The organism is Aggregatilinea sp., assembly GCF_036822615.1.
GTDB lineage: Bacteria > Chloroflexota > Anaerolineae > Aggregatilineales > Aggregatilineaceae > Aggregatilinea.
Window position 1 is genome coordinate 1 of record NZ_DAISHJ010000074.1, and the last position, 23911, is coordinate 23911.

The 23911-nt window shown below is 64.3% G+C and carries 19 protein-coding genes; 8 read left to right on the forward strand and 11 right to left on the reverse strand.

The genetic code is table 11. From position 1 onward, the window contains the following. Window positions 1-146 precede the first annotated feature (146 nt). On the forward strand, window positions 147-1175 hold the full coding sequence (locus V7116_RS17490) for a hypothetical protein (protein ID WP_324393247.1): 1029 nt from the start codon (window positions 147-149) through the stop codon (window positions 1173-1175). After that, entirely contained in the window at window positions 1172-2062 is an 891-nt protein-coding gene (locus tag V7116_RS17495; protein WP_324393248.1) for a class I SAM-dependent methyltransferase, read from the forward strand. Before V7116_RS17490 ends, V7116_RS17495 begins: the two co-directional genes overlap by 4 nt. Before the next feature lie 441 nt (window positions 2063-2503). On the opposite strand, the gene V7116_RS17500 is transcribed toward V7116_RS17495, so the two are convergent. After that, window positions 2504-2908, reverse strand: coding sequence for a hypothetical protein (locus V7116_RS17500; RefSeq protein WP_324393249.1), 405 nt, complete (start codon window positions 2906-2908; stop codon window positions 2504-2506). 245 nt (window positions 2909-3153) lie between these two features. Between V7116_RS17500 and V7116_RS17505 the strand changes: the two genes are divergently transcribed. Then, window positions 3154-4803, forward strand: coding sequence for a hypothetical protein (locus V7116_RS17505; protein WP_324393250.1), 1650 nt, complete (start codon window positions 3154-3156; stop codon window positions 4801-4803). A gap of 98 nt (window positions 4804-4901) precedes the next feature. Here V7116_RS17505 and V7116_RS17510 read toward each other — a convergent pair whose 3' ends face one another. From V7116_RS17510 to V7116_RS17520, 3 genes are all read right to left on the reverse strand, one after another. Then, window positions 4902-5921 (reverse strand): LacI family DNA-binding transcriptional regulator, encoded by a 1020-nt coding sequence (locus V7116_RS17510; protein ID WP_324393251.1) that lies wholly within the window; start codon window positions 5919-5921, stop codon window positions 4902-4904. Window positions 5922-6141: 220 nt separating this feature from the next. Next, window positions 6142-6762: a DUF7670 domain-containing protein gene (locus V7116_RS17515; protein WP_324393252.1), complete on the reverse strand. Its 621-nt coding sequence runs from the start codon at window positions 6760-6762 to the stop codon at window positions 6142-6144. Then, complete coding sequence (locus V7116_RS17520; protein WP_324393253.1) at window positions 6759-7103, reverse strand: PadR family transcriptional regulator; 345 nt, start codon at window positions 7101-7103, stop codon at window positions 6759-6761. Before V7116_RS17520 ends, V7116_RS17515 begins: the two co-directional genes overlap by 4 nt. Before the next feature lie 366 nt (window positions 7104-7469). On the opposite strand from V7116_RS17520, the gene V7116_RS17525 reads away from it, so the two are divergent. From V7116_RS17525 to V7116_RS17545, 5 genes are all read left to right on the forward strand, one after another. Beyond that, on the forward strand, window positions 7470-8438 hold the full coding sequence (locus tag V7116_RS17525) for a class II fructose-bisphosphate aldolase (RefSeq protein ID WP_324393254.1): 969 nt from the start codon (window positions 7470-7472) through the stop codon (window positions 8436-8438). A gap of 19 nt (window positions 8439-8457) precedes the next feature. Then, entirely contained in the window at window positions 8458-9948 is a 1491-nt protein-coding gene (locus V7116_RS17530) for an FGGY-family carbohydrate kinase (RefSeq protein ID WP_324393255.1), read from the forward strand. A gap of 316 nt (window positions 9949-10264) precedes the next feature. Further along, entirely contained in the window at window positions 10265-11929 is a 1665-nt protein-coding gene (gene araB / locus V7116_RS17535) for a ribulokinase (RefSeq protein ID WP_324393256.1), read from the forward strand. Further along, window positions 11929-12585, forward strand: coding sequence for an L-ribulose-5-phosphate 4-epimerase (locus tag V7116_RS17540; protein ID WP_324393257.1), 657 nt, complete (start codon window positions 11929-11931; stop codon window positions 12583-12585). The genes araB and V7116_RS17540 overlap by 1 nt, the downstream gene beginning before the upstream one ends. Before the next feature lie 102 nt (window positions 12586-12687). Continuing rightward, complete coding sequence (locus V7116_RS17545) at window positions 12688-14085, forward strand: L-fucose/L-arabinose isomerase family protein (protein WP_324393258.1); 1398 nt, start codon at window positions 12688-12690, stop codon at window positions 14083-14085. Between the two features lie 168 nt (window positions 14086-14253). Here V7116_RS17545 and V7116_RS17550 read toward each other — a convergent pair whose 3' ends face one another. From V7116_RS17550 to V7116_RS17580, 7 genes are all read right to left on the reverse strand, one after another. Continuing rightward, entirely contained in the window at window positions 14254-16293 is a 2040-nt protein-coding gene (locus V7116_RS17550) for a sugar ABC transporter substrate-binding protein (protein ID WP_324393259.1), read from the reverse strand. A gap of 129 nt (window positions 16294-16422) precedes the next feature. Then, window positions 16423-17481 (reverse strand): ABC transporter permease, encoded by a 1059-nt coding sequence (locus V7116_RS17555; protein ID WP_324393260.1) that lies wholly within the window; start codon window positions 17479-17481, stop codon window positions 16423-16425. Further along, window positions 17474-19021, reverse strand: coding sequence for a sugar ABC transporter ATP-binding protein (locus V7116_RS17560; RefSeq protein ID WP_324393261.1), 1548 nt, complete (start codon window positions 19019-19021; stop codon window positions 17474-17476). The genes V7116_RS17555 and V7116_RS17560 overlap by 8 nt, the downstream gene beginning before the upstream one ends. A gap of 206 nt (window positions 19022-19227) precedes the next feature. Then, window positions 19228-21048 (reverse strand): ABC transporter permease subunit, encoded by a 1821-nt coding sequence (locus V7116_RS17565; protein ID WP_324393262.1) that lies wholly within the window; start codon window positions 21046-21048, stop codon window positions 19228-19230. Further along, window positions 21041-22552, reverse strand: a complete 1512-nt coding sequence (locus V7116_RS17570; RefSeq protein ID WP_324393263.1) for a sugar ABC transporter ATP-binding protein — start codon at window positions 22550-22552, stop codon at window positions 21041-21043. Before V7116_RS17570 ends, V7116_RS17565 begins: the two co-directional genes overlap by 8 nt. A 230-nt stretch (window positions 22553-22782) precedes the next feature. After that, entirely contained in the window at window positions 22783-23025 is a 243-nt protein-coding gene (locus V7116_RS17575) for a KTSC domain-containing protein (RefSeq protein WP_324393264.1), read from the reverse strand. Window positions 23026-23066: 41 nt separating this feature from the next. After that, entirely contained in the window at window positions 23067-23636 is a 570-nt protein-coding gene (locus V7116_RS17580; RefSeq protein WP_324393265.1) for an iron transporter, read from the reverse strand. Window positions 23637-23911: the final 275 nt, after the last annotated feature.

Below are 23911 nucleotides of genomic sequence, written 5' to 3' on the forward strand. Positions count from 1 at the left end.
CCTACAAGCAGCTCCTTTTTTTGTCAGTCCATAAACCTGTACATCGGGTTAGCTGTTAGCTTACGCGCCGACCGGGGCGTTGTCAACCGCCAGCGCTTTTCCGACAATCAAGTGCAAGTATCGGACTGCGGACTGGAGCGTGACGTATGGCGGCGACCCCCGTCGAAGGCGGGATTTATTCGAGCGGCAAACAGGGTAATCGGAGGTTCAGAAGGCGCGTATCGCACGCGGCGGCTGCTGCGCTGGCGATCGTGTTGATGATCGGGACGGCGCTGGCCGCGAACGGGCACGCGGCGGACGCGGCACAGGGCAGCCCCACTCCGACGCCCGTCGTGACGGCAGCGCCGGAAGGCAGCGAGCCGCTCACGCAGACCGATCTGGTGTGGTTCACGGGCGACGTGGCGCGTCCGAACGGCATGACGTGGTTGGGCGACCTGATCTACGTGATCTGCGAGGGCGACAAGACGATCTATAAGATGTACGGCACGTCCGGCGAGACGGATACCTACATTTACGGCATTTTGGACGCCTATACGATCTATGCGGAAGAAGAAAGCGGCGGCAACGTGCTGCTGTGGGTCCCGGATTACAAGGCGGGCAAGCTGCTGCTCGTGACGGTCGGCGGGGTGGAAACGATCGCGTCGGCGCTGGCGGGACCGTGGGGCCTCGTGCCGCTGGGATCGACTTACTTCCTCGTTTCGGACTCCCTGTCCGGCACGGTGGAACTCGTGTCGCGCACGGGCGAGGTTGAAACGTTCGTGGACGGGCTGGCGCGGCCCACGGGCCTGGAATATGACGGCAGCCTGATGTATGTCGCCAACTCCGGCTCAGCCGAGCGGGCGATCGAGTGGTACGAACTCGCAGCGGTTCGTGGCGACGAGCCGCATCCCGGCGACGTGCTGGTGCGCGGACTGGATAACGTGATGGGGCTGCGGATCGGGCCGGACGGCAAGCTGTACTTTGCCTACGACGAGGGCGGGCTGGGTCTCATCGGGCGGGTGGATCCGGCGGCCTGCCAGGCGAACGGCGGCTGCGATGCCGACCAGATCGAGCGCGTGGTGGTGTCGGAACTGGATGCGCCGCTGGCCGGGCTTGCATTTTCGCCGGATGGCCGCCTGTTTTTCCACGAGCGCTACGGCGATCGCCTGTACTGGGCGGAGGTGATCGAGGAATGAGCGCCAGCGAGGCGGAATCCGGCGGCGCGCCCGGCGTCCAGACGGATTACTCGGACAGCGAGCTGAGCTATAACCGCTTCATGGAACCCGCTCTGCGCAATGCGCTGGCGTCCCTGGATCTGCCGCCGGACTCGCGCGGGGTGGACCTCGGCTGCGGGCCGGGCGGGCTGTTCGCGCTGCTCGACGACATGACGGGGCACTCGGCGCAGATCACCGGGCTGGATATCTCGGCGGGCCACCTGGAAACGGCGCGGCGCGAGATCGCGCGGCAAGATTTGGGGGCGCGCTTCGACGTGATGCAGGCCAATCTGCGCGATGCGCTGCCGTTCCCCGACGATACGTTCGACTGGGCCTGGACCGCCGACACGCTCAACTCCGCCACGGACGAAGGGCCGTTTCCCGATCCGGTCGAGGTGCTGCGCGAGGCGCGGCGCGTGGTGCGGCCCGGCGGGATCGTCGCGTGCTTCCTGACCAACCGCCTGGGCGCGATCTACCTGCCCGGCTATGCGGCGATCGAGCATCACCTGGCGACGGCGGTCAGCGTGCGCTACAACAAAAAGGACCGCGTGCATCCCTCGTTCCGCAACGAGAATCCGCTGGCGTGGTTCCAGGCGGCGGGCCTGCGCGACGTGATCCTGTCGCCGCACGTCGTGCTGTACGAGCAGCCGCTGCCGCCGCGGGTGCGCGCCTACATTCACCGCTACATCTTTGAGGCGGAATACGGCCCTGCGGAAGACCTCAAGCCCTACGCGCTCGGCGTCGGGCTGACCGAAGATGACTGGCAGACGTGGCTCGACATCTCCGATCCCGGCTCGCCGCAGTACCTGCTGGCGCAGCCCGCGTACTACTGCCTGCGCTACGCGGTGATGGCCGTCGGGCGCGTTTGAGCCGCCGGGACGGTTTTACGCGGTTTAGCAAGCGAATCGGATTCTCGTAGAAACCTCACCCCCGGCCCCTCTCCAATCTGATTGGAGAGGGGAGACAGGCAACGTCCAACGGGGTTTTGTGGGGCGGGTTTCTGACCCATAGGCATTGAACTAACGGAGCAAACGGGACCGTTTCTCCTGGCGTGAAACCAAAGCGCCAACAGCGGTAACCGTAGGGGTAGAGCTTGCTCTACCCGTTTTTTCTCTTGACGGGCGATGCTTGCATCGCCCCTACGAAGGACAGAGTCGTCTATCGCGCCGCTGAATCCTAAACTTGCTGTATATGGGGCAATTCATGAATTCCCCCTACGCAAACAGTTCCGTGTGTCTGGAAAGGCGGAGCTTGCTCCGCTCGATTTTGCTTTTGAGCTAACGGCTAATGGCTAACCGCTGTCCGCTGTATCACAGCCCCAGCATCGCGTCGGTGGGCCAGTTGGCGATGCCCAGCGCGACCAGGATCACCAGATCGAACCCCACCGCCCAAGCCCTGCTCGACCGCGAAAACAGCGCGTTCCAGTACAGCCCGACGGTCACCAGCGAGATCGCCGCCGAGGACGTCGCCAGCGAGCGCCACTGATCGAGCGGCGCGATCAGGCCCGCACCCGCCATGACGAACCCCGCCAGACACGATAACCACAGCCACGTCCCGATCGTACGGTTCAGGCCATCATCGAGAAAACGCGCCAACACGCGCGACTGCGGCGAGGTTCCGGCCTGCCAGCGCAGGCCAAGCCCGGCGAGGATGCCCATCAAGTGCCCGGCTCCGTGGCCGAGCAGCGCTATGGCGAGGATCAGGCGCAGCAGCATGGTAAACGCTCCTTGAACAGCCGACCAGCTTCCCTACTCAAAAGTATACAGGCGTAGGATGTCCCGTGCCTTGCGGCTTACCGCCGGTCAGCGGCGTATCCCTGTTGAACGGCGGCGGATCATGCGAGCAAGTGCGATTGATCAAGGTAAAACAGTCGAGATATAATAAATCGAGATGTTATCGGTAACAGGCCGAATCAATGTATCCTGGAGATACTTTTAGTCACCGAAAGGTCCCTTGAAAAATGCCTGAATATACATTTCCGGAAGTTCAAGACGCGCCGCCCGCGCCGCCCAATACGGTGTACCTCGTGGCCAGCGGGGACCTGCGTCTATCCGCCAACCAGCAGTGCTGGCCCGCGCAGGAAGCCATGGAAAAGGCTGTGATAGCTGCATTCGAGCGTGAAGGCGTGACGGTCAAGCGCGCGCACGAATACGATCCGCAGGAAAAGCACGGGTTCATTTCGTCGCAGCGCATGGGCATGGACATCTTCAAGTCGATCCCGCCCGACGCACCGCTGGTCGTGGCCGAAGCGGTCTGGCAGTACAGCCATCACGTCCTGGCCGGGCTGCGCAGCCATCGTGGGCCGATCCTCACCGTCGCCAACTGGAGCGGGCAGTGGCCGGGCCTGGTCGGGATGCTCAACCTCAACGGCAGCCTGACCAAAGCGGGCATCCCTTACAGCACGCTGTGGAGCACCGACTTCACCGACGAGTTCTTCCTGTCGGGTCTGCGCCAGTGGCTGAAGGAAGGCAAAGTCACGCAGGACGTCAGCCACGTCAAGGATCTGAACGCCGCCGCACTGCCGGAGCAGGAAGCCGCGTTGGGGCGCGCCCTGGCCGGGCAGCTCAAGCGCGAAAAGGCGATCATGGGCGTGTTCGACGAAGGCTGCATGGGCATGTATAACGCCATCGTCGAAGACGAGCTGATGAACCCGATGGGCATTTACAAGGAACGCCTCAGCCAGTCCGCACTGGTGGCCGGGATGCGCCTCGTTACGGACGAAGAAGCGCAGGCCGTGCGCCGCTGGCTGGACGAGCGCGGCTTCAAGTTCCATGTGGGCACGGACGAAGCCAGCGAACTGACCGATGCGCAGATTCATTCGCAGTGCAAGATGTACGTCGCGGCGGTCCGCATCGCGGACGCGTTCGGCTGCGCCGCCGTCGGCATCCAGTACCAGCAGGGCCTCAAGGACATGGTCCCGGCCTCGGATCTGGTCGAGGGGCTGCTGAACAATGTCGCGCGCCCGCCGGTTTACGATCCCGAAACGCGCGAAGAACTGTACGCAGGCAAGGCGCTGCCGCACTTCAACGAGGTGGACGAGGGCGCGGCGATCGACGCGCTGGTGACCAACCGCCTGTGGACCGCGATGGGCATGGATCCCGCGACCACGCTGCACGACGTGCGCTGGGGCGAGCATTATACGGGCGACGGCCTGGACGACTTCGTGTGGGTGTTCCAGATTTCCGGCGCGGCCCCGGCGTCGCACTTTGGCGGCTACCAGAACGCCTGGGGCGACCGCCAGTCCGCCATGTATTTCCCGCTGGGCGGCAGCACGCTGACCGGCGTCAGCAAGCCGGGCGAGATCGTGTGGAGCCGCGTGTACGTCATGGGCGGCGCGCTGCACGTCGATATGGGGCGCGGCACGGCGGTCGAACTGCCCGACGCGGAAACGCAGCGCCGCTGGCAGGCGACCTCCCCGCAGTGGCCGATGATGCACGCCGTGCTGCACGGCGTCACCCGCGATCAGTTCATGGGCCGCCACAAGGCGAATCACGTCCAGGTTGCGTATGCCGATTCCGCCGAGATGGCCGACAAGGCGCTGGCGGCGAAAGCGGCCATGTTCGACGCGATGGGCATCCACGTGCATCTGGCCGGAGACGTGGCGATTTAAATACGCGGCGGGGTCACCGGAGCGGATTATTGTGCGTAGGGGCGTATCGCAACGCCCCTGCGTGTTTTTAACCGTGGGGATCGTGGAACGCGCTATCGCTATTCCAGCGTCCGCGTGCTGTCGCGCACGACGAGCGTAGGATGCAGCACGCGCTGGTGCATCGGCGTATCGGGATCGTCGATCATGCTGACGAGGTATTCCACGCTCTGCTCGCCCAGCCCGCCGAAATCCTGCCGGACGGTGGTCAGCGGCGGCTCGAAGTACGCCGCTTCGGGGATGTCATCGAAGCCGACCAGCGACACGTCGTCGGGGATGCGGATACCGCGTTCGTGCAGGGCGCGCATCGCGCCGAGCGCCATCTGGTCGTTGCCCACGACCAGCGCGCTGAACGTTGCGCCCGAATCGAGCAGTTGGTGCGCCGCGTGGTAACCGTCCTCGGCGGTCCAGTTTCCCTCGTACTGGCAGACGGGTTCCAGCCCTGCCGCTTTCAACGTGGCGAGACAGCTTTCGTGCCGCGCGATCGCGCCGAACCAGTTCAGCGGTCCGCGAATTTCCGCGATGCGGCGGTGACCCAGATCGAGCAGGTGCTGCGTGGCGAGCTGGCTGCCATAGCGCTGGTCGATCACCACCGACGGGATGCGCGCGCCCAACTGCGCGTCGATCATGACGAACGGAATTCCGGCGCAGAGCGTCACCAGCTCCTCGTACGAGATGCCGAGCACGGGGGTGATCAGCACCAGCCCGTCCACAAGCTGCCCGCCGAGCTGATCCACAATGTCGAGCATGGCGCGCGGCGTCAGCGTGTCGATGTTGGCGACCGTCAGGTTATAGCCGCGCGAGCGGGCGGCACGCTCGACGTTCGCCATCATCTGCGAGGGGCCGTAATAATTCGTGCCGAACGTTACCACGCCCAACGTATAGGATCGCCGCGTGGCGAGGCTGCGCGCGACGCGATTGGGGCGGTAATCCAGCTCGCGGATGGCCGCCAGTACGCGGTGGCGCGTGTCTTTTGACACGTAGGGATGGTTGTTGATCACGCGCGAGACGGTCTGGTACGAAACGCCAGAGAGTTCGGCTACATCATGCAGCGTAATGGGCTTGGGAGTACGGCGTGGCATAGGCTTTTAGACACTGGAATAAATATTTCTGTGAACCTTCACAGAATAACATTGAGTTCTATTTGGCGTCAAGCGACTGGGGTATGGCCGAAAGAGACAGCATATAGAAGTCAATAAGATTTGGTGGGCACACCTGTGAGGACACCTCGCGCAGCCGGGGGGAATGCCGCGCCGCGCGAGGATGGATGCCGTGTGAGGGAAACCGGGTTGGGGGATCCGTTCAGTTGGCGCGCGGCGTTTCTACCGACCGGTCTTTGTTCGCCACCCACACATAGAGGCCCCCAAAGACCAGATAGGCCGCGCCCCACATCAGCCCGGCGGACAGGGTCGCAAGCTGAGTCAGCAAAGGCTCGCCCTGGGCGGCGTTGTAGCCCCCAATCACGCCCAGGCCGCACAGCACCGCGCCGCCGAGCATGGTCAGCATACCGCCTGTCCGCTCCCACCGCCACGCCAGTACGAGCGCGAGCGAGGGAACCATTTGTACGGCGCGCAGCAGGGTCAGATCGCCGGAATCGAGCGTGCGCTGCACGGCGAAGTAGAGCATATAACCGCCCCAAAAGATGCTGAAGTAGCGGGCCGACCACCGGGCGCGCGAGAGCCTATCGGCGTAGATGGAGGGCGACGGATAGAGCCTGGAGGCGTGCCAGAGGCTCGCGGGCAGGCTCGTGAGTTCGCGCAGAAAGAGGCGCGCGGCTGCCCACGATCCGGTTCGGGCAGCGTCACGCAGCGCGTCGGCGAACACCACACGCATTTCGTCCGCGAACGCCGCGCGGTAGTCCAGCGGGTATAACCGCAGCAGGTATCCGTAAAGCGCCGTGAGAATGCGTACTGTCCGGCTCATGACAACTCCTCCGCGAAACGTAACCGGGCCGCGGCTGCAACGTGTTCCATGCGTTCGGTTTCCGCCTGCAAAATGCGCTGGCCCAGATCGCTCAGGCGGTAAAGCTTGCGCGGGCGGCCCGATTCTTCCGGCTCGCCCGTGTCCAGGCGGATGACCCAGCCGTGGTCGAGCAGACGGCTGAGCGCACCGTAGAGCGTGCCCGTGCTCAAGACGACACGCCGCTGGCTCAGCGCCTCGACATCTTTCAAGATAGCGTACCCATGCCGGGGTTCGCGGGCGAGGCTGAGCAGGATAAAAAACGTCGATTCCGACAGGGGCAGGTGTTCTTGAATCGTTTCCATGCGCGATCTCCCTGATATGTCGCGGATCAATATGTCGTGTGACGATATATCGCATAACGACATAATACGGCACCTGCGCGCGGATTGTCAAGTAGTTCACAATCGCTCTGCCCGGCACGCGCCGACTCGATTGACGCTGAGCACAGGACATGATATTCTGTGAGCGTTCACAATATGCTATTTATAATGCTTTGAACAGGACATGCGTCCCTTCATCTGTATAATGTTTATTTGTACAATAACTCCTCGAATGCAGGGCCGCTGCGAGTGCGGCATGGCCCGTTCTGCGCGGTATTCCAATCCACACGATGCTCTTTTGCCGGGTCACACTCATCGGGGCGCGGCAGACCTTAAGGCGGTGCTGGCATGACCGTGATTACACGACGCGATGAAGCGCTCCGTTACACGCAGTTGTTCCGCGACCGGGATGCAAGCATGGCGATCTTCTGTACCGCCGCGCATTGGAACACCGAAGCAATCCTGCTGGCCGCGCAGCGCATCGCGGAAAAACACGGCCTCAACGAAGTGCCCCTGGCCGTCGCTATGACCTTCACCTACCCATACATGCCTCAGGCCGCCCGCATCACCTACAGCGGCGATCCGCGCGCCGGATTCATCTCCAACATGGAGCACCTCAAGGCGCTGTGCGACGGGCCGGACGCGCCCTATTCGCGCGTCGTGGTGCTGCCGCACCTCGATCACGCCGATCCCAAGCGCGATCGCTGGGCGCTGACCGAGGGCCTGCCCTACCTGGCGACGGTCATGTTCGACGCGCAGAAGTACCCGCTCGAAGACAATCTGGCGTGGACGGCGGAGTACGTGCAGACCTACGGCGATCAGGTGCTGGTCGAGGGCATCATCGAGCAGTTGAGCGTGTCCGGTGGGCGGTCGCAGGCCGTTCAGCGCGATTCGTACGTGGAAAAAGCGGTCGATTACATGGCGCGCACGGGCGTCGATCTGCTGGTGGCCGACCTGGGCACAGAGCAGCAGTCGGATGCGGTCGGCGGGGTGCGCTATCTCAAGGAGCGCGCGCAGGCGCTCACCGCCAGCCTGGGTGACGCCCGGCTGGTGCTGCACGGCACGTCGAGCCTGACGCCGGACCAGATGAACGGGCTGGCCGGGGACGGCGTGATCCGGGTGAATATGTGGACGCGCATCGTGCGCGAGGCGGGCCAATACGCCGCTCAAAAGCTGGTCGAGCGGCAGGACGCCATCGCGCGCGGTGAGTTCGAAGCTGCCGAGTCGCGCCAGTATCTGGCCGACTCAATCGAGGCCGCAGCCGATATTATGGTCGAAGTGATGGAGCTGTTGGGGTATCCGCAGTTGGGCACGTAACCAGCCTGGAGGGCGGCGCATGAGCCTGTTGGGAATCGACGTCGGGACGACCGGATGTAAAGTGTTGGCGCTGTCTGCGGATGGCACCATCCTGGCCGTAACCAGCCGCGAGTACAACGTCGTGCGACCGCAGCCCGGGTGGGCGGAACTCGACAGCCGTCACGTCTGGCAGAGCATCAAGGAGGCGATTCATGACACGGTGGCGCAGATCCCGGGTGACCCGGTACAAGCGCTTGCGGTCTCGTCGATGGGCGAGGCGATGACGCCCGTCTCGTCGAGACGCGAGATACTGGGAAACTGCATTCTGGGATTTGACAGCCGGGGCGCGGAAACGGTCCAGGCATTGGCAGCGCTCGACCCGGTCGCTTTCTACGAGCGGAGCGGCAATCTGGCGGGCGGTATTTACGGCGGTCCCAAGCTGATCTGGCTGCGGGACAACGCGCCGGACCTCTTTAACAACACTTATAAGTTCCTGGGCTGGGCCGATCTGGTGGTCTATTTGCTCGGCGGCGAGCCGGTGACCGATTACGCGCTCGCCAACCGCACGCTGTTCCTGGATATCCGGGCGGAGGCGTGGTCGCAGCCGACGCTCGATTACATCGGGATGCCGCGTGAAAAGCTGCCCGATCTGGCCCAGGCCGCAACCCCGCTCGGCACGATCGATCCCGCGCTGGCGGACGAGCTGGGCCTGCCGCGCAGCACGGTGATCGTGCTCGGCTCGCACGACCAGTGCGTGACCGCCGTCGGCGCGGGCGCGATCCGGGCGGGCATCGCCAGCTATGGCCTGGGAACCTATACCTGCATCACCCCCACCTACGACACCATCCCCGACACGAACCAGATGATCGCCTCGCGGCTGAACGTCGAACATCACGCGCTACCGGGGCTGTACGCCAGCTTTTATTACAACCTGAGCGGGGCGCTGCTGAAGTGGTTCCGCGATACGTTCGCGCCGATGGAGCGCGCGGCGGCGGATGCGGCGGGCCGGGACGTGTACGATGCGCTGCTGTCCGAGATGCCCACCGAGCCGACCGACCTGCTGGTGCTGCCGCATTTCGCGCCCACCGGCCCGCCCTATTACGACGACAACCCCTATGGCATCATCGCCGGACTGACGCTCGAAACGTCGCGCGGGACGTATATCAAGGGCCTGCTGGAAGGCATGACTTATTATTTCCGCGACGGGATCGAGCGCATGGCGCGCGCGGGCATCGTCGCCAGCGAGTACCGCGTGACGGGCGGCGGAGCGCGCTCGGACGCGTGGCTCCAGATCATCGCGGACATCATCGGGAAACCGCTGCTGCGTCCCCAGGTGACGGAAGCGTGCGCGCTGGGCGCGGCGATCCTGGCCGGGATGGGCGGCGGCGTGTATGGGTCCGCGGACGAGGCAGTCGAGCAGCTGGTGATCGTAGATCGCGTCTTCGAGCCGGACGCGCGCCGTCACGAGTTGTATACCGAGCGCTTCGAACGCTATCACGCGCTGTACCCGTTCGCGCAAACCTTACATTGAAAAGTTTTTAGTGAATAGTCGTTAGTGCTTAATTCAGGCAAAAACAGCACATTAAAGCCGGACAAAACCAGGGCGGGTTGCAAACCCGTCCCTACAAAACCCCGTTGGGCGCAGATTGTCTCACATCTCCAATCGGATTGGAGAGGGGCCGGGGGTGAGGTGCTCTCGAACCGCTGACGGCGAACGACCGTCGCGCGGTAAACTTGGGGCGCGGCTGCACTGCGTCGTCTGGCGCAAAGCAAACCGCTACCCGCTGGCTGCGAATCACTGATCGCTAAAAAGCTATTCGTTAATTGATTTAAGGAGACCAATACATATGGCAGAGCAGTATGCTGTTGGAGTGGACTTTGGAACCGAGTCGGGACGCGCGGTGGTGGTGCGCGTCAGTGACGGCGCGGAGCTGGGCAGCGCGGTGCACAAGTACGTCGATGGCGTGATCGACGAGCACCTGCCCGGCAGCGATAAGCCCCTGCCCCCCGAATGGGCGCTGCAAAACCCGGACGACTACATCGCCGTGTTCAAGAACGCGGTCCCGGCGGCGGTCAAAGCGGCGGGCATCGATCCGGCGGACGTGATCGGCATCGGCATCGACTTCACCGCCTGCACGATCCTGCCTGTCAAGGCGGACGGCACGCCGCTGATGCGCCTGCCCGAACTGCGCGACAATCCGCACGCGTGGGTCAAGCTGTGGAAGCATCACGCTGCGCAGCCCGAAGCGGACAAGATCAACGAGACGGCGCGCGAAATGGGCGAGCCGTGGCTCAACCGCTACGGCGGCAAGATCTCGTCCGAGTGGCTGTTCAGCAAGACGCTGCAAATTCTGGACGAAGCGCCGGAAGTCTACGCGGCGGCGGACCGCATCCTTGAGGCGGCGGACTGGGTCGTGTGGCAGTTGGGCGGGCAGGAAACGCGCAACGCCTGCACCGCCGGATACAAGGCCATCTACCAGGACGGCGATTATCCGCAGCGCGAGTACTTCGCGGCGCTCGATCCCCGTCTGGCGGACGTGGTGGACACCAAGCTCAAGCGCGAGCTGTCGCCGCTGGGCGGGCGCGCGGGCAACCTGACCGAAGAAGCCGCCGGATGGACCGGCCTCAAGCCCGGCATCGCGGTCGCCGTGGCGAACGTGGATGCGCACGTCACGCCGCCTGCGGCGGGCGTCGTCGGCTCCGGCGTGATGGTCATGATCATGGGCACGAGCACCTGTCACATGGTGATCGGCGACGAACTGCACGAAGTGCCCGGTATGTGCGGCGTGGTGGATGGCGGCATCGTGCCCGGCCTGTACGGCTACGAAGCCGGGCAGAGCGGCGTGGGCGACATCTTCGCGTGGTTCGTAGACAACGCCGTCCCGCCGGAGTACCACGAAGCGGCGCAGGCGAAGGGCATGGATCTGCATGCCTACCTGGAAATGGAAGCGGCCAAGCAGAAGCCCGGCGAGCACGGCCTGCTGGCGCTCGACTGGTGGAACGGCAACCGCTCCGTGCTGGTGGACGTGGACCTCAGCGGCCTGCTGATCGGCGCGACGCTGGCGACGAAGGCCCCCGACATCTATCGCGCGCTGATCGAAGCGACTGCCTTTGGCACGCGCACGATCATGGAAGCGTTCGATAGCAACGGCGTCCCGATCAACGAGGTCGTCGCGGCGGGCGGCCTGCCCGAAAAGAACAAGCTGCTGATGCAGATCTACGCCGATGTGACGGGGCGCGAGTTCAAGATCATCAAGAGCGGCCAGGGTCCGGCGGTCGGCAGCGCGATGCACGCGGCGGTTGCGGCGGGCGTGTACGAGAACATCCAGGCGGCGGCGGCCAAGATGGGCGCGCTCAAGGACGAGACGTTCAAGCCGATCCCCGAAAATCAGGCCGTGTATGACAAGCTGTATGCCGAATACGTCAAGCTGCACGACTACTTCGGGCGCGGCGAGAACGACGTGATGAAGCACCTGCGCCAGATCCGCAACGCGGCACGGGGGATCGACTGATGTTAGAAGCCCTGCGTAAAGCAGTTGCCGACCTGCACGCCGAACTGCCAGCGAACAATCTGGTTACGTGGACCAGCGGCAACATCAGCGGGCGGGACAAGGAGTCCGGGCTGGTGGTGATCAAGCCCAGCGGTCTGCGCTTCGAGCAGTTGGGGCCGGAAAACATGGTCGTGGTGGACGAAAACGCGGCCATCGTCGAGAGCAACTATAAGGCGTCCTCCGACACGGCGACGCACTGCTACATCTACCGCGAAATGCCGGAAGTCGGCGGTATCGTGCACACGCACAGCCCCTACGCGACGGCCTGGGCCGCGCTCGGCAAGGACATCCCGTGCATCCTGACGGCGATGGCCGACGAGTTCGGCGGGCCGATCCCGTGCGGCGGCTTCGCGCTCATCGGCGGCGAGGAGATCGGGCGCGAGGTCGTGCGCGTGCTGCGCGAAGGCTCCAACCCGCACTCCCCGGCGGTAATCATGCAGAATCACGGCGTGTTCACGGTCGGCCCGACGCCGCTGGAGGCGGTCAAGGCCGCGATCATGTGTGAAGACGTGGCGCGCACGGTGTTCCTGGCGTACCAGCTCGGCCAGCCCCTGCCCATCAGCGCGGACGACATCGCCAAGCTGCACAAGCGCTACACCACCGTTTACGGCCAATAGTTGTTAAATCGCGGCTGTGCAGCGGATCCGATCCCTGCGCAGCCGCTTTTTTGACCCTTAAATATTTCAATTTCATACCAAATAGAGTAGGAGCAGGGAACGATGGCGGATTCCAAACCTCAGATCGGGCTGCTCGGCATTATGCAAGAGCTTTACGACGCCATGCTGCCCGGTATCACCGAGCGCCAGGCAGCCTACGCACGGGACGTCGCGCAGCAGCTCAGCGACGTGGCAGACGTGCACTTCCCCCGTCCGGCCCGTAACCGCGCCGACATCGAGGCGATTGTGGACGAGTTCGAGCGCGGCGGCATGGACGGCATCATGGTCGTGATGCTGACCTACGGCCCTTCGATGAACGCGACGCGCGCCCTCACGCGCACGCGCCTGCCCGTGATGCTCGCCAACATCCAGCCGGAGCGCACCATCACGCCCGAATGGGACATGGGCGACATGACCTATAACCAGGGCATTCACGGCGCACAGGATCAGGCGAACCTGTTTGCGCGGGCGGATATCTCGCTGCCCGTCATCACCGGCGACTGGCACACCGAGCCGTTCAAGCGCGACTTCGAAGACTGGGCGCGCGCGGCGGCGGCGGTGTCGCTGTGGTCCCGGCTGAAGGTCGCCATCTTCGGCTATCACATGAACGGCATGGGCGACACGCGCGTGGACGCGGCGGACATGCTGCGCGAGTTGGGGCCGCAGATCGACTACCTCTCGCCCGGCGAGCTGTACCGCGCGATGCAGGCCGTCTCCGACGGTGACCTGCAGGCGTTGATCGAGTCCGAGAACGCGCAGTTCGACGTCGATCCCCGCCTGAGCACCAGCCAACGCGAGGAATCGGCGCGCTTCCAGTTGGGCATCAAGCGCATTCTGGACGAGGGCGGCTATCTGGCCTATTCGACGCACTTCGGCTCGATTGGCGACGACGGGCGCTTCAACTTCCTGCCGCTGGCCGCTGCCTCGTCGCTGATGGCGGAGGGCTACGGCTTCGGCGCGGAAGGCGATCCGTGCAGCGCGGCGCTGGTCGCGGCGGGGCACGTCCTGGCCGGGACCGCGAACTTCACCGAAATGTACGCGATGGACTTCTACCGCGACTCGATCCTGATGAGCCACATGGGCGAAGGCAACTGGAAGATCGCGCGCAGCGACCGTAAAGTGCGCCTGATCGACCGCCCGCTCGGCATCGGCGCGCTGGACAACCCGCCCACGTTCCTGTTCCAGATGCGGCCCGGCGCGGCGACCATCGCCTCGCTGGCTCCGATGGGCGGCAGCGAGTTCCGGCTGATCGTATCCGAGGGCGAGATCCTCGACACGGAGGAAATGCCCAAGCTCGAAATGCCCTACGGCCACTTCCGGCCCGACAGCGGCGTGCGCGAGTGCATGAACGGCTGGCTGCGCGCGGGTGGCACGCACCATCAGGTGATGAATATGGGGCGGCACGCGGAGCGGTGGGCCTTGTTCTGCGAGCTGCTGGACATCGAACTGTTCGAGGTGTAGGGGCATTCAACATGGGGCAATTGCCCCGACGTGAAATGACGGACACCGGGGCGGATCGCAATACGCCCCTACCATACCTAGATGATATGTATTCCAGAAACGTCACAGCGCCCGCCGGATCGATCCGGCGGGCGCTGCATGTCCACCCCGTAGGCCCGGCCTACGCGCTTACATCTCCGGCACGGTCGGCTCACCGTTGTCGATTTCCGGCTGACCCTCGACCGGGTCGGTCCAGGTGTCGCCCGCGATATACGCGTCCAGGTTTTCCAGATCCACGACCGTGGACGGCGTGAGCAGGATGTACGGCACGTTTTCGCCGTTCAGGATCTTGTTCTGCTGCACGATGACGGTTTCGCCCATGCGCTTCGGGTAGACGCCCAAGGTCGCGGTGACCGTACCTTCGCGGATCAGGTCGAGCGTGACGTCGTTACCGTCGATGCCGACCGAGAAGATGTCTTCGCCGACGGTCAGGCCAAGCTGCTGGGCGGCCAGCGCCGCACCGATCGCCATCTCGTCGCTGTTGCCGAAGAACACGTCGATGTCGGGGTTCTGCTGGAGCGCGGTGGTCGCCAATTGCAGCGCCTTCTCGCGTTCCCACTCCGCCGTCTGCTCGCCCACCACTTCGACGTTCGGGCAGTTCTGTTCCAGCCCGTACTTGAAGCCGCCCGTGCGGCGGTTGGCGTGGAAGCCGGGGATGCCGGTCAGGATGAAGACCTTGCCGGTCGCTTCGGCCACGTCAACGCCCTGCTTACCGGCCAGCAGTCCACAGGTGTACGCCGCGAGGTTCGACGCGCCGCCCCACTGGTCGTAGCCGATGTATTCGACCACGTCGCCTTCCGCGATCGGGGTGATCATGTTGTGCATGGTGACGGGGATGCCCGCTTCGTTCGCCACGCGCACGCCCGCGATCATCGCGTCGGCGTTGATCGGGTTCACACCCAGGATATCCACGCCCTGCTGCACGACCTGCTCCACGATGGCGACCTGCGCCTCGAAGTCGGTTTCGCGCTCCGGTGACTGCGTGATGATCTCCCAGCCATATTCACCGGCCTTCTCGACCGCGCCGTCCTGCACGGCCACGTGGAACGGGCTGACCAGCGCCGGCGGAATCACTGCCGTGGTCGCGCCTTCGTAGATCGTCGCCTCGGCCTCGCCGCCCATGTCGCCTTCCGGCACGGTCGGCTCGCCGTTATCCACTTCCGGCTGGCCCTCGACCGGGTCGGTCCAGGTGTCGCCCGCGATGTACGCGTCCAGGTTTTCCAGATCCACGACCGTGGACGGCGTGAGCAGGATGTACGGCACGTTTTCGCCGTTCAGGATCTTGTTCTGCTGCACGATGACGGTTTCGCCCATGCGCTTCGGGTAGACGCCCAAGGTCGCGGTGACCGTACCTTCGCGGATCAGGTCGAGCGTGACGTCGTTACCGTCGATGCCGACCGAGAAGATGTCTTCGCCGACGGTCAGGCCAAGCTGCTGGGCGGCCAGCGCCGCACCGATCGCCATCTCGTCGCTGTTGCCGAAGAACACGTCGATGTCGGGGTTCTGCTGGAGCGCGGTGGTCGCCAATTGCAGCGCCTTCTCGCGTTCCCACTCCGCCGTCTGCTCGCCCACCACTTCGACGTTCGGGCAGTTCTGTTCCAGCCCGTACTTGAAGCCGCCCGTGCGGCGGTTGGCGTGGAAGCCGGGGATGCCGGTCAGGATGAAGACCTTGCCGGTCGCTTCGGCCACGTCAACGCCCTGCTTACCGGCCAGCAGTCCACAGGTGTACGCCGCGAGGTTCGATGCGCCGCCCCACTGGTCGTAGCCGATGTACTCCACCACGTCGCCTTCCGCGATCGGGGTGATCATGTTGTGCATGGTGACGGGAATACCCGCTTCGTTCGCCACGCGCACACCTGCGATCATCGCGTCGGCGTTGATCGGGTTCACGCCCAGGATATCGACGCCCTGCTGCACGACCTGCTCCACGATGGCGACCTGCGCCTCGAAGTCGGTCTCGCGCTCCGGCGACTGTGTGATGATGTTCCAGCCGAGTTCTTCCGCCTTCTCGACCGCGCCGTCCTGTACGGCGACGTGGAACGGGCTGACCAGCGCCGGGGGAATGACGGCGGTCGTGACGGTTTCGTCGTCCTGAGCGGTGGCGGCGGCCATCGGCAGCAGGCCGACGACCAGCACGGCGATCAGGAAAAAGGTCAATTTCTTAGACATGCCTCAACCTCCAAAATAGTCTGCGTTTGAAAGGGTGCGATTTAACTTGAGAACGGGACATTGACCCCGACGCTGTCCTCCTTTCGCTGCGGCTTCGTCAGGGAGGGCACAGGCAAAAACGCCTGAAACTTAGCTGCGGAAGCGCTTGCGCAGCGCGTCGATGGCGACCGCGCCGACGATGATTCCGCCCACCACCACGCGGTGCCACATCGACGGCACGTTGTAGAGCACCAGCGCGTTGCGCACCACGGACATCAGCACCGCGCCGACCAGCGTGCCCCATACCCCGCCGACGCCGCCCATCAGGCTCGTGCCGCCGATGACCGCCGCCGCCACGCCGTCGAGCGTGTACGTCTCGCCGTTGGTGTAGTTGCCGCTGTCCAGCCGCACGGCCAGGATCACCCCGGCCATCGCCGCCAGGAACGCGCTCAGGCTGTAGATCGCGATCAGGTAGCGATCGACCTTGATGCCCGACAGGCGCGTGGCCGTCTCGTTGCCGCCAATGGCGTAGGCGTAGCGGCCCAGCTTGGTGTAGCGCAGCACCAGCCACGCGGTGATGTACACAAGCAGCATGATGATCGCGGGCATCGGCAGCGGCAGCTCGACGCCCAGCACCTCCGGCCTGATCTGGATCATCCAGCGCAGGTCGCGGGGGAGCTGCTGCACCGGGGCCGCGTTCGAGAGCACCAGCGCCAGCCCTTGCAGGATGCTCAGGCTGCCCAGCGTGACGATGAACGGCGTGATGCGCAGCTTGGTGATGATCACGCCTTGCAGCGTGCCGTACAGCGTGCCGAACGCCAGCGCGATCGGGATCGCCACCCACGGGCTGAGCTGCGGCGACATCTGCTCCGGAAAGGCCAGCCCGCGCACGGTCATCAGCCCGGCGACGACCACGCCGGAGAACGCGACCATCGAGCCGAGCGACAGGTCGATCCCGGCAGTCAGGATCACGAACGTCTGCCCGCAGGCGACGATGCCCACCAGCGCGGCGTCGAGCGCGATCAGGCGCATGTTGAACCATGTGCCGAAGACCTCGTTGTCGAACGACAGCGCGGCCATCAGCACGATCAGGACCAGCAGCACGCCAGCCTCGTCGATGATCTTCCAGAACGGGATGCGTCCCAGGATCGAAGCGCCGCCCATGCGTGTCACTTTACTGCTGGGGCTTTCGGATACCGTGTTACTCATGTGCTGCGTCTCCACCGGTTGCAAGGGCCATAATGTTTTCTTGGGAAATGTCCGATCGGTCGAGCATGCCGGAGATCCGGCCCTCGAACATCACCAGCACGCGGTCGCTCATGCCGATCACCTCCGGCAGTTCGGAGCTGATCATGAGGATGGCGACGCCTTCCTTCGCCAGCCGCGTCATGAGCGTGTAGATCTCGACCTTCGCGCCTACGTCGATGCCGCGCGTCGGCTCGTCGAAGATCAGCACACGCGGGCTGGTCGCCAGCCACTTCGACAGCACGACCTTTTGCTGGTTGCCGCCGGACAGGTATTTCGCCTGCTGCGCGAGGCTGGGCGTGCGGATGTTGAGGTCGTGCACGAAGCGCCCCGCGATCTCCCGCTCCTGCCGGACGTTCAGCAGCGGCGTGGACGTGATGCGCCCCAGGATCGGCAGCGTGATGTTGTTGCGTACGCTCATACCCAGCACCAGCCCCTGCTCTTTGCGATCTTCGGTCAGCAGGCCGATGCCCAGATCCACCGCGTCGGACGGGCCGTGAATCTTGACGGGCTTACCGTCGAGGATGATACGCCCCGCGTCGATCGAATCCGCGCCAAACAGGGCGCGCGCCAGTTCCGTCCGCCCGGAGCCGACCAGCCCCGCGATGCCCAGGATCTCGCCGCCGTAGGCCGCGAAGCTGATGTCGTGCAGGATGCCTTTGCGGCTGAGACCCTCGACGCGCAGCACTTCGTCGCGCCGCTCGATGTCCACTTTGGGGAACTGGTCGCTGAGGTTGCGGCCTACCATCATGCGGATCAGGTCGTCCACCGTCACCCCGCTGACCGGCAGCGTATTGATGCGCTGGCCGTCGCGCAGGACCGTCACGCGGTCCCCGATGCGATGCACTTCGTCGAGGTGGTGGCTGATATACACGATGCCCACGCCGCGCGCTTTCAACTGGCGGATCACGCTGAACAGGTCTTCGATCTCGTGCTGGCTCAGCGCCGAGGTCGGCTCGTCCATGATGATCAGATCGGCGCGGCGGTGCAGCGCCTTGGCGACCTCCACAAGCTGCTGCTTGGCGACGCCCAGGTCGCGCACGGTGGTGCGCGGGTTGACGTCGAGGTTCAACTGGCGCAGCGCGACGCGCGCCTGTCGGTGCATGGCGGGCCAGTTGAGCACGGGCAGCCCGCGCAGGCTGATCTCGTCGCCCAGGAAGATGTTCTGCGTGATCGAGAGGTAGGGGACCAGCGCAAACTCCTGGTAAATCGTGGCGACGCCGTGATCTTGCGCCTGGCGCGGGTTGCTGAACGCGACCTCGCGCCCGTTCAGGCGAATCATGCCTGCGTCGGGCGTATACACGCCGGAGAGGATCTTCATCAGCGTGGACTTGCCCGCGCCGTTTTCGCCCAGCAGCACGTGCACTTCGCCGGGATGCAGGTCGAAGTCCACGTCTTGCAGCGCCTTGACACCGGGGAACGATTTGAAGATGCCGCGCATTTCCAGCAGCATCGACCCGGCATCGCTCTGAGATTGTTCGATCTCGTCTATGGATGCTTGCATAGGGTTTGTCCTGAATAAGTGCCTGAACAATAAAGGGGCCGCGTGCCGGGGGACGGCGCGGCGGCAAAAGCGGATCTTTTAGAATGGCCCGAAAAGTGACCTGAAATCAGCGTAGTCTACGTCAATGGAGGGCGTCAACGGCGGGAGCGCAGGCTTTGTGCAAGGGTGAAAAGGGAGGCGTTCGGGCGGTGCAAGCGCAGTGCAAATTACGCCTGCACCGGCTCCTCATCGGCAACTTCGCGGTGCACGATGTCGTGCGTGACGGTTTCCAGCGCGTCTTTGAGCGTGTAAAAATACTGGCGGCGGCTGACGCTCATTTTTTCGGTGATTTCCTCCACCGACAGGTTCTGCACGTAGGTGGTGTGCAGCACCTCGTAGCGCCGCCGGTCGCGGGCACGGTCGCCGGTTTCGCGGGCGCGCACGATCTCGATCGCGTCCAGCAGAATCTGCTGCACGGCGCGCCCCCGCTCCGCCGGGTGCGTGTCGGTCCCGTTTTCCGAGGCGTAGATCCAGCCCGTCAGCGCGCACTTGCCCAGGTACACCTCGTCCCACAGGTGACGGTAGGCTTCGCGTGCGTGGCGCAGGAACCAGCCGCTGTCCAGCAGCCACGCGTCTTCGAGCGGCCCGGCGATGCTGCGCGTCAGGTGCCTCACCTGCTCGGCGGTCGCGGCACTGAAGATGCTCGCGTAGGGGCTTTGCAGCTCCAGCACGCCGACTACCCGCCCGATGTTAACGATAGGCACGGCCAGCGCCGACTGCAAATCGGGCTTGATCGGCTCGATGATCAGCGTCTCCTGATCTTGCAGGTTATCCACCCACAGCGGCGCGTGGCTGCGCAGCACCCGCCGCGCGAGATGATTCTGCTCGTTGATGATGGTGCGGTCGCTGGCGTCGATGCCCTGCTCGATCACGTCGCCGGTTTCGCGGTCCACCATGTACAGCCGGATATGCTCGCAGGCCAGATGCTCTTTGATCGTCTGGTGGACGTTGGTCAGCATCTGCGCCAGATACGACTCGTGATCGATCGGGCGATCCATGCGTACGGCGGGCACGTCGTCGCGCGCGCGGCGGCGCTCCACGTCGGCCAGCGCCGCGACCAGGATCAACGCGCCGATGACGACCGTGCTCCACAGCGGCGAGACGTTCAGCACGCCCAGCCCGGTATCGACCATCGTCAGCAGCAGCACGCCCAGCAGCGATCCCCACGCGCTGCCGGTTCCGCCGCGCAGGCTCGCCCCGCCGATGACCACCGCCGCGATCGAGATCAGCGGGTAGTTTTCCCCGATCGTGTACGCGCCGCTTTCCAGCCGGGTGAGCAGCAGCAGCCCCGCCAGCCCGGCCAGCAGGCTGCTGAGCATATACACCTGTGTTTTGTAGCGCTGCACGTTGACGCCGGACATGCGCGCGACCGTCTCGTTGCTGCCGATGGCGATCGCGTAGCGGCCCAGCTTGGTGTTGCTCATGATGTACGCCAGCCCCACGAACACCAGCAGCATCAGCACGATCGGGACCGGGCGCGGCGACGGCGCGACGCGCCACATCCAGTTGAAGCGGCTGTGGTCGATGGGGATCGGCGCAGCGTTGCTGGACACGAGCGCCAGCCCTTTGATCAGGCTCAGAGTGCTGAAGGTGACGATGAACGGCGACAGATCGCGGCGGCTGATCAGGAAGCCCTGGCCCCAGCCGATGATCCCGGCGAGCGCCAGCGCCAGTACGAAAGCCGGGACGGGCGGCAGGACGACGCTGTAATCGGGTGACATCAGCAGCGCGGCCACGATGCTGGTCAGCCCGGCGACCGACCCGACCGACAGATCGATGCCGCCGGTGATGATGACCAGCGTTTGCCCCGCCACGACCACACCCAGCGGCGCGGTGCGCAGGAAGATCAGCAGCACGTTGGTCGAGCTGGTGAAGTGCCGCGACGAGATCGAAAACACCAGGATCAGCAGCACGAACACGGCCAGCAGCGCGTTGTTGCTCAACGTGTCACGCAGTGAAATCTGCTTGAGGGAGAACCGGTCAGGCATCGGGCGTCTCCCCCATGGCGTAGGCCAGCACGGTCGATTCGCTCGCCTCGCCGCGCGCCAACCGGGCCACGATCTGCCCGTCGCGCAGCACGATCAGCCGGTCGCACATGCCCAGCACTTCGGAAATGTCCGCGCTGACCATGACGATGCCCAGCCCGTTCTCGACCAGATCGTTCATCAGCCGGTAGATCTCGACCTTCGCGCCGATGTCCACGCCCTGCGTCGGTTCGTCGCAGAGCAAGATGCGCGGCCCGGTCGCCAGCCACTTGGAGATCACGATCTTCTGCTGCGTGCCGCCGGACAGGTAGCGCGTCTGGAAGTCGGGATGCGGCGTGCTGATGCGCAGCTCGCGGATGAAATAGTCGGTCAGCTCCGCCTCGTGCTGGTGGTCGATCAACAGGCCGGGCGGATCGTGTTCGAGCGAGGCGAGGGTAATGTTTTCCCCGATGCCCATTTCCAGCACCAGCCCTTCGCGCTGGCGATCCTCGGTCAGCAGGCCGATGCCGTGCGCGATGGCGTCCTGCGGGGAATGGATCTGGGCCAGGCGGCGATCCACGTAAAAGTGTCCCTCGTCCACGGGGATGATGCCGAAGATCGCGCGCAGCAGCGCCGTCCGCCCGGAGCCGACCAGCCCCGTGATGCCCAGGATCTCGCCGCCGTACAGCGCGAAGTCGATGTCCTCGAACGCGCCGTAGCGCGTCAGGCCCTGCACGCGCAGCAGCTCGTCGCCCTGGTGCATGTGGCGCGGCGGGAAACGCTGCGCCAGCCGGTGACCGAGCATCAGCGCGGCCAGCGTTTCGAGCGAGGTGCTCGCTACGTCCACCGTCGCTACGACCTCGCCGTCGCGCAGGATCGTCGCGCGGTCGCAGATCTGCTTGACCTCTTCGAGCCGGTGGCTGATGAAGATGATCGTCACGCCTTCGCGCTTGAGCGCCCGCACCACGGCGAACAGGTCACGCGCTTCGAACTCGGTCAGGCGCGTGGTCGGCTCGTCCATGACGATCAGCTTGGCGTTCTGGTGCAGCGCCTTGACCACCTGCACCATCTGCTGCTGCGCCACGGACAGGTTGCCAACCGTCGCATCCGGCGAGATCGACGTGCCCAACCGCTCCAACAGGTCGCGCGTGCGCTGGTGCATGCCCTTCCAGTCGATGACGGGCAGCCCGTGCTGTTCCGGCTCGCTGCCCAGGAACACGTTTTCCGCCACGCTGAGTTCCGGCAGCAGGTTGAACTCCTGGTAGAGCACGCCGATCCCGGCCTTTTGCGCGTCGTGCGGCGCGGCGAACTGGCACGGCTCGCCGAACAGCCGGATCTCGCCCGACGTGGGGGGATAGACGCCCGCGATGATCTTGGTCAGGGTGGATTTACCCGCGCCGTTTTCGCCCAGCAGGGCGTGCACTTCGCCCACGTGCAGCGCGAGCGTCACGTCTTGCAGCGCGAGGACGCCGGGGAACTGCTTGCTGACGTGCTGTAGGTCGAGGATTACGGCGGTGTTGGTGCTCACCCGTCGGCTCCTGCTGTCAAACTAAACCACAACTGTTTTGTAGTATTTTTAAGTGCTACCGTCTATTGTGCCATAAAAACGCGCTGGAACAATTCAGTGGGTTTTCGCCCGCGCCTTTTCCAAAAGGCGCGCGGGGTGTGGGGCAGCGCCCCACGGTCTGCGCCAGACAAAAACTATGCCGGACAGATAGATGCCCGGCATAGTGATGTTAGGAGGGTGTGCGCTTCCGGCTAGACCGGCGCGGAGTCGTTCGGCTCGACCTGGCTCGACCCGTACTTATCGAGGATATAGTCGTTGAAGTACGCGGTCATCGCGTTTTTCTCAGCCGAGCGCATGAAGTCCTCATAGACTGCGATGGGCACATCGTTGTAAAGCATGATTCGCCCGTCGCGCAGCTCAACCTCCATCAAGCATTCTTCCGAATCGTACCCGACGGAGTGGAACGTATCCGACGTTACGGTTACACGATTCATGGTTCACGTCCTCTCACTGCGTCCGGTCAGAAACCCGGCGCTTACATGGATTTCTTCTGCCCGGTCTCGATCTTCACGTTCTTGAACTCGACTTCCACCTGCTCGGCGTAACGCTTGCCGTTCTTGCTGTCGTGCCGCATGAACGTCGGCGGATCGATCCGCACGCGCAGGGTGTACCTGCCGTCGCCGGGCACTTCCCAGTTGCGGCCATAGTGATAGAGCCACGGATGCCACAGGAACGGCTGCTGGTGCGTTGCGACCGTGTTGCCGTCCGGGTCGATGAGCGTGGCGAACACGTTCAGGCCGGGGATGAAGCGGTTGTCGGCGGCGTCGCGCACGGACACCTCGACGTGTACGTTCTCCGAGGTTAGCTCCTGCCATTTGAGCTTACCATCCTTCAGCGCGTACATGCCCTCGGCGTGTTCGACCGCATAGGCGACGATGTACTCGCCCGCGGGCTGTTCGCCGCCATCGTGAGCTTCTTCATTTGCCATGTGCTTCAGCGTCATCTGGTAAGCGTCGCCCTGCTTGCGGGCCATATCGAGCTGCTTTTCGTTCGCTTCGTCGCTTTTGAGCATCGGGGGCTTATGAGCGGTTGCTGCGTGAGACATTGGGTAACCTTTCCTTACATTACGGTATCTGCGCACGGAGGTGCGCATTGAAGTCATCGACTATGCCCTAATACTACCCGTGCACGCGGCGCAGAACATGAGGGAGACAGGTGATCCCGCCTTAGGTCAGGTGGGGGAATTTGGCGTGGGACAGGCGGGTAGGGCCTCCATTTGAGATCAATTTAAAATTGGTTAAGAATTCGGGGTTGACGAGGGGGAATGAGGGAGTATAATGCACCGCGTGGTTGGCACTGCCGGAGCGTGAGCGGCACCCA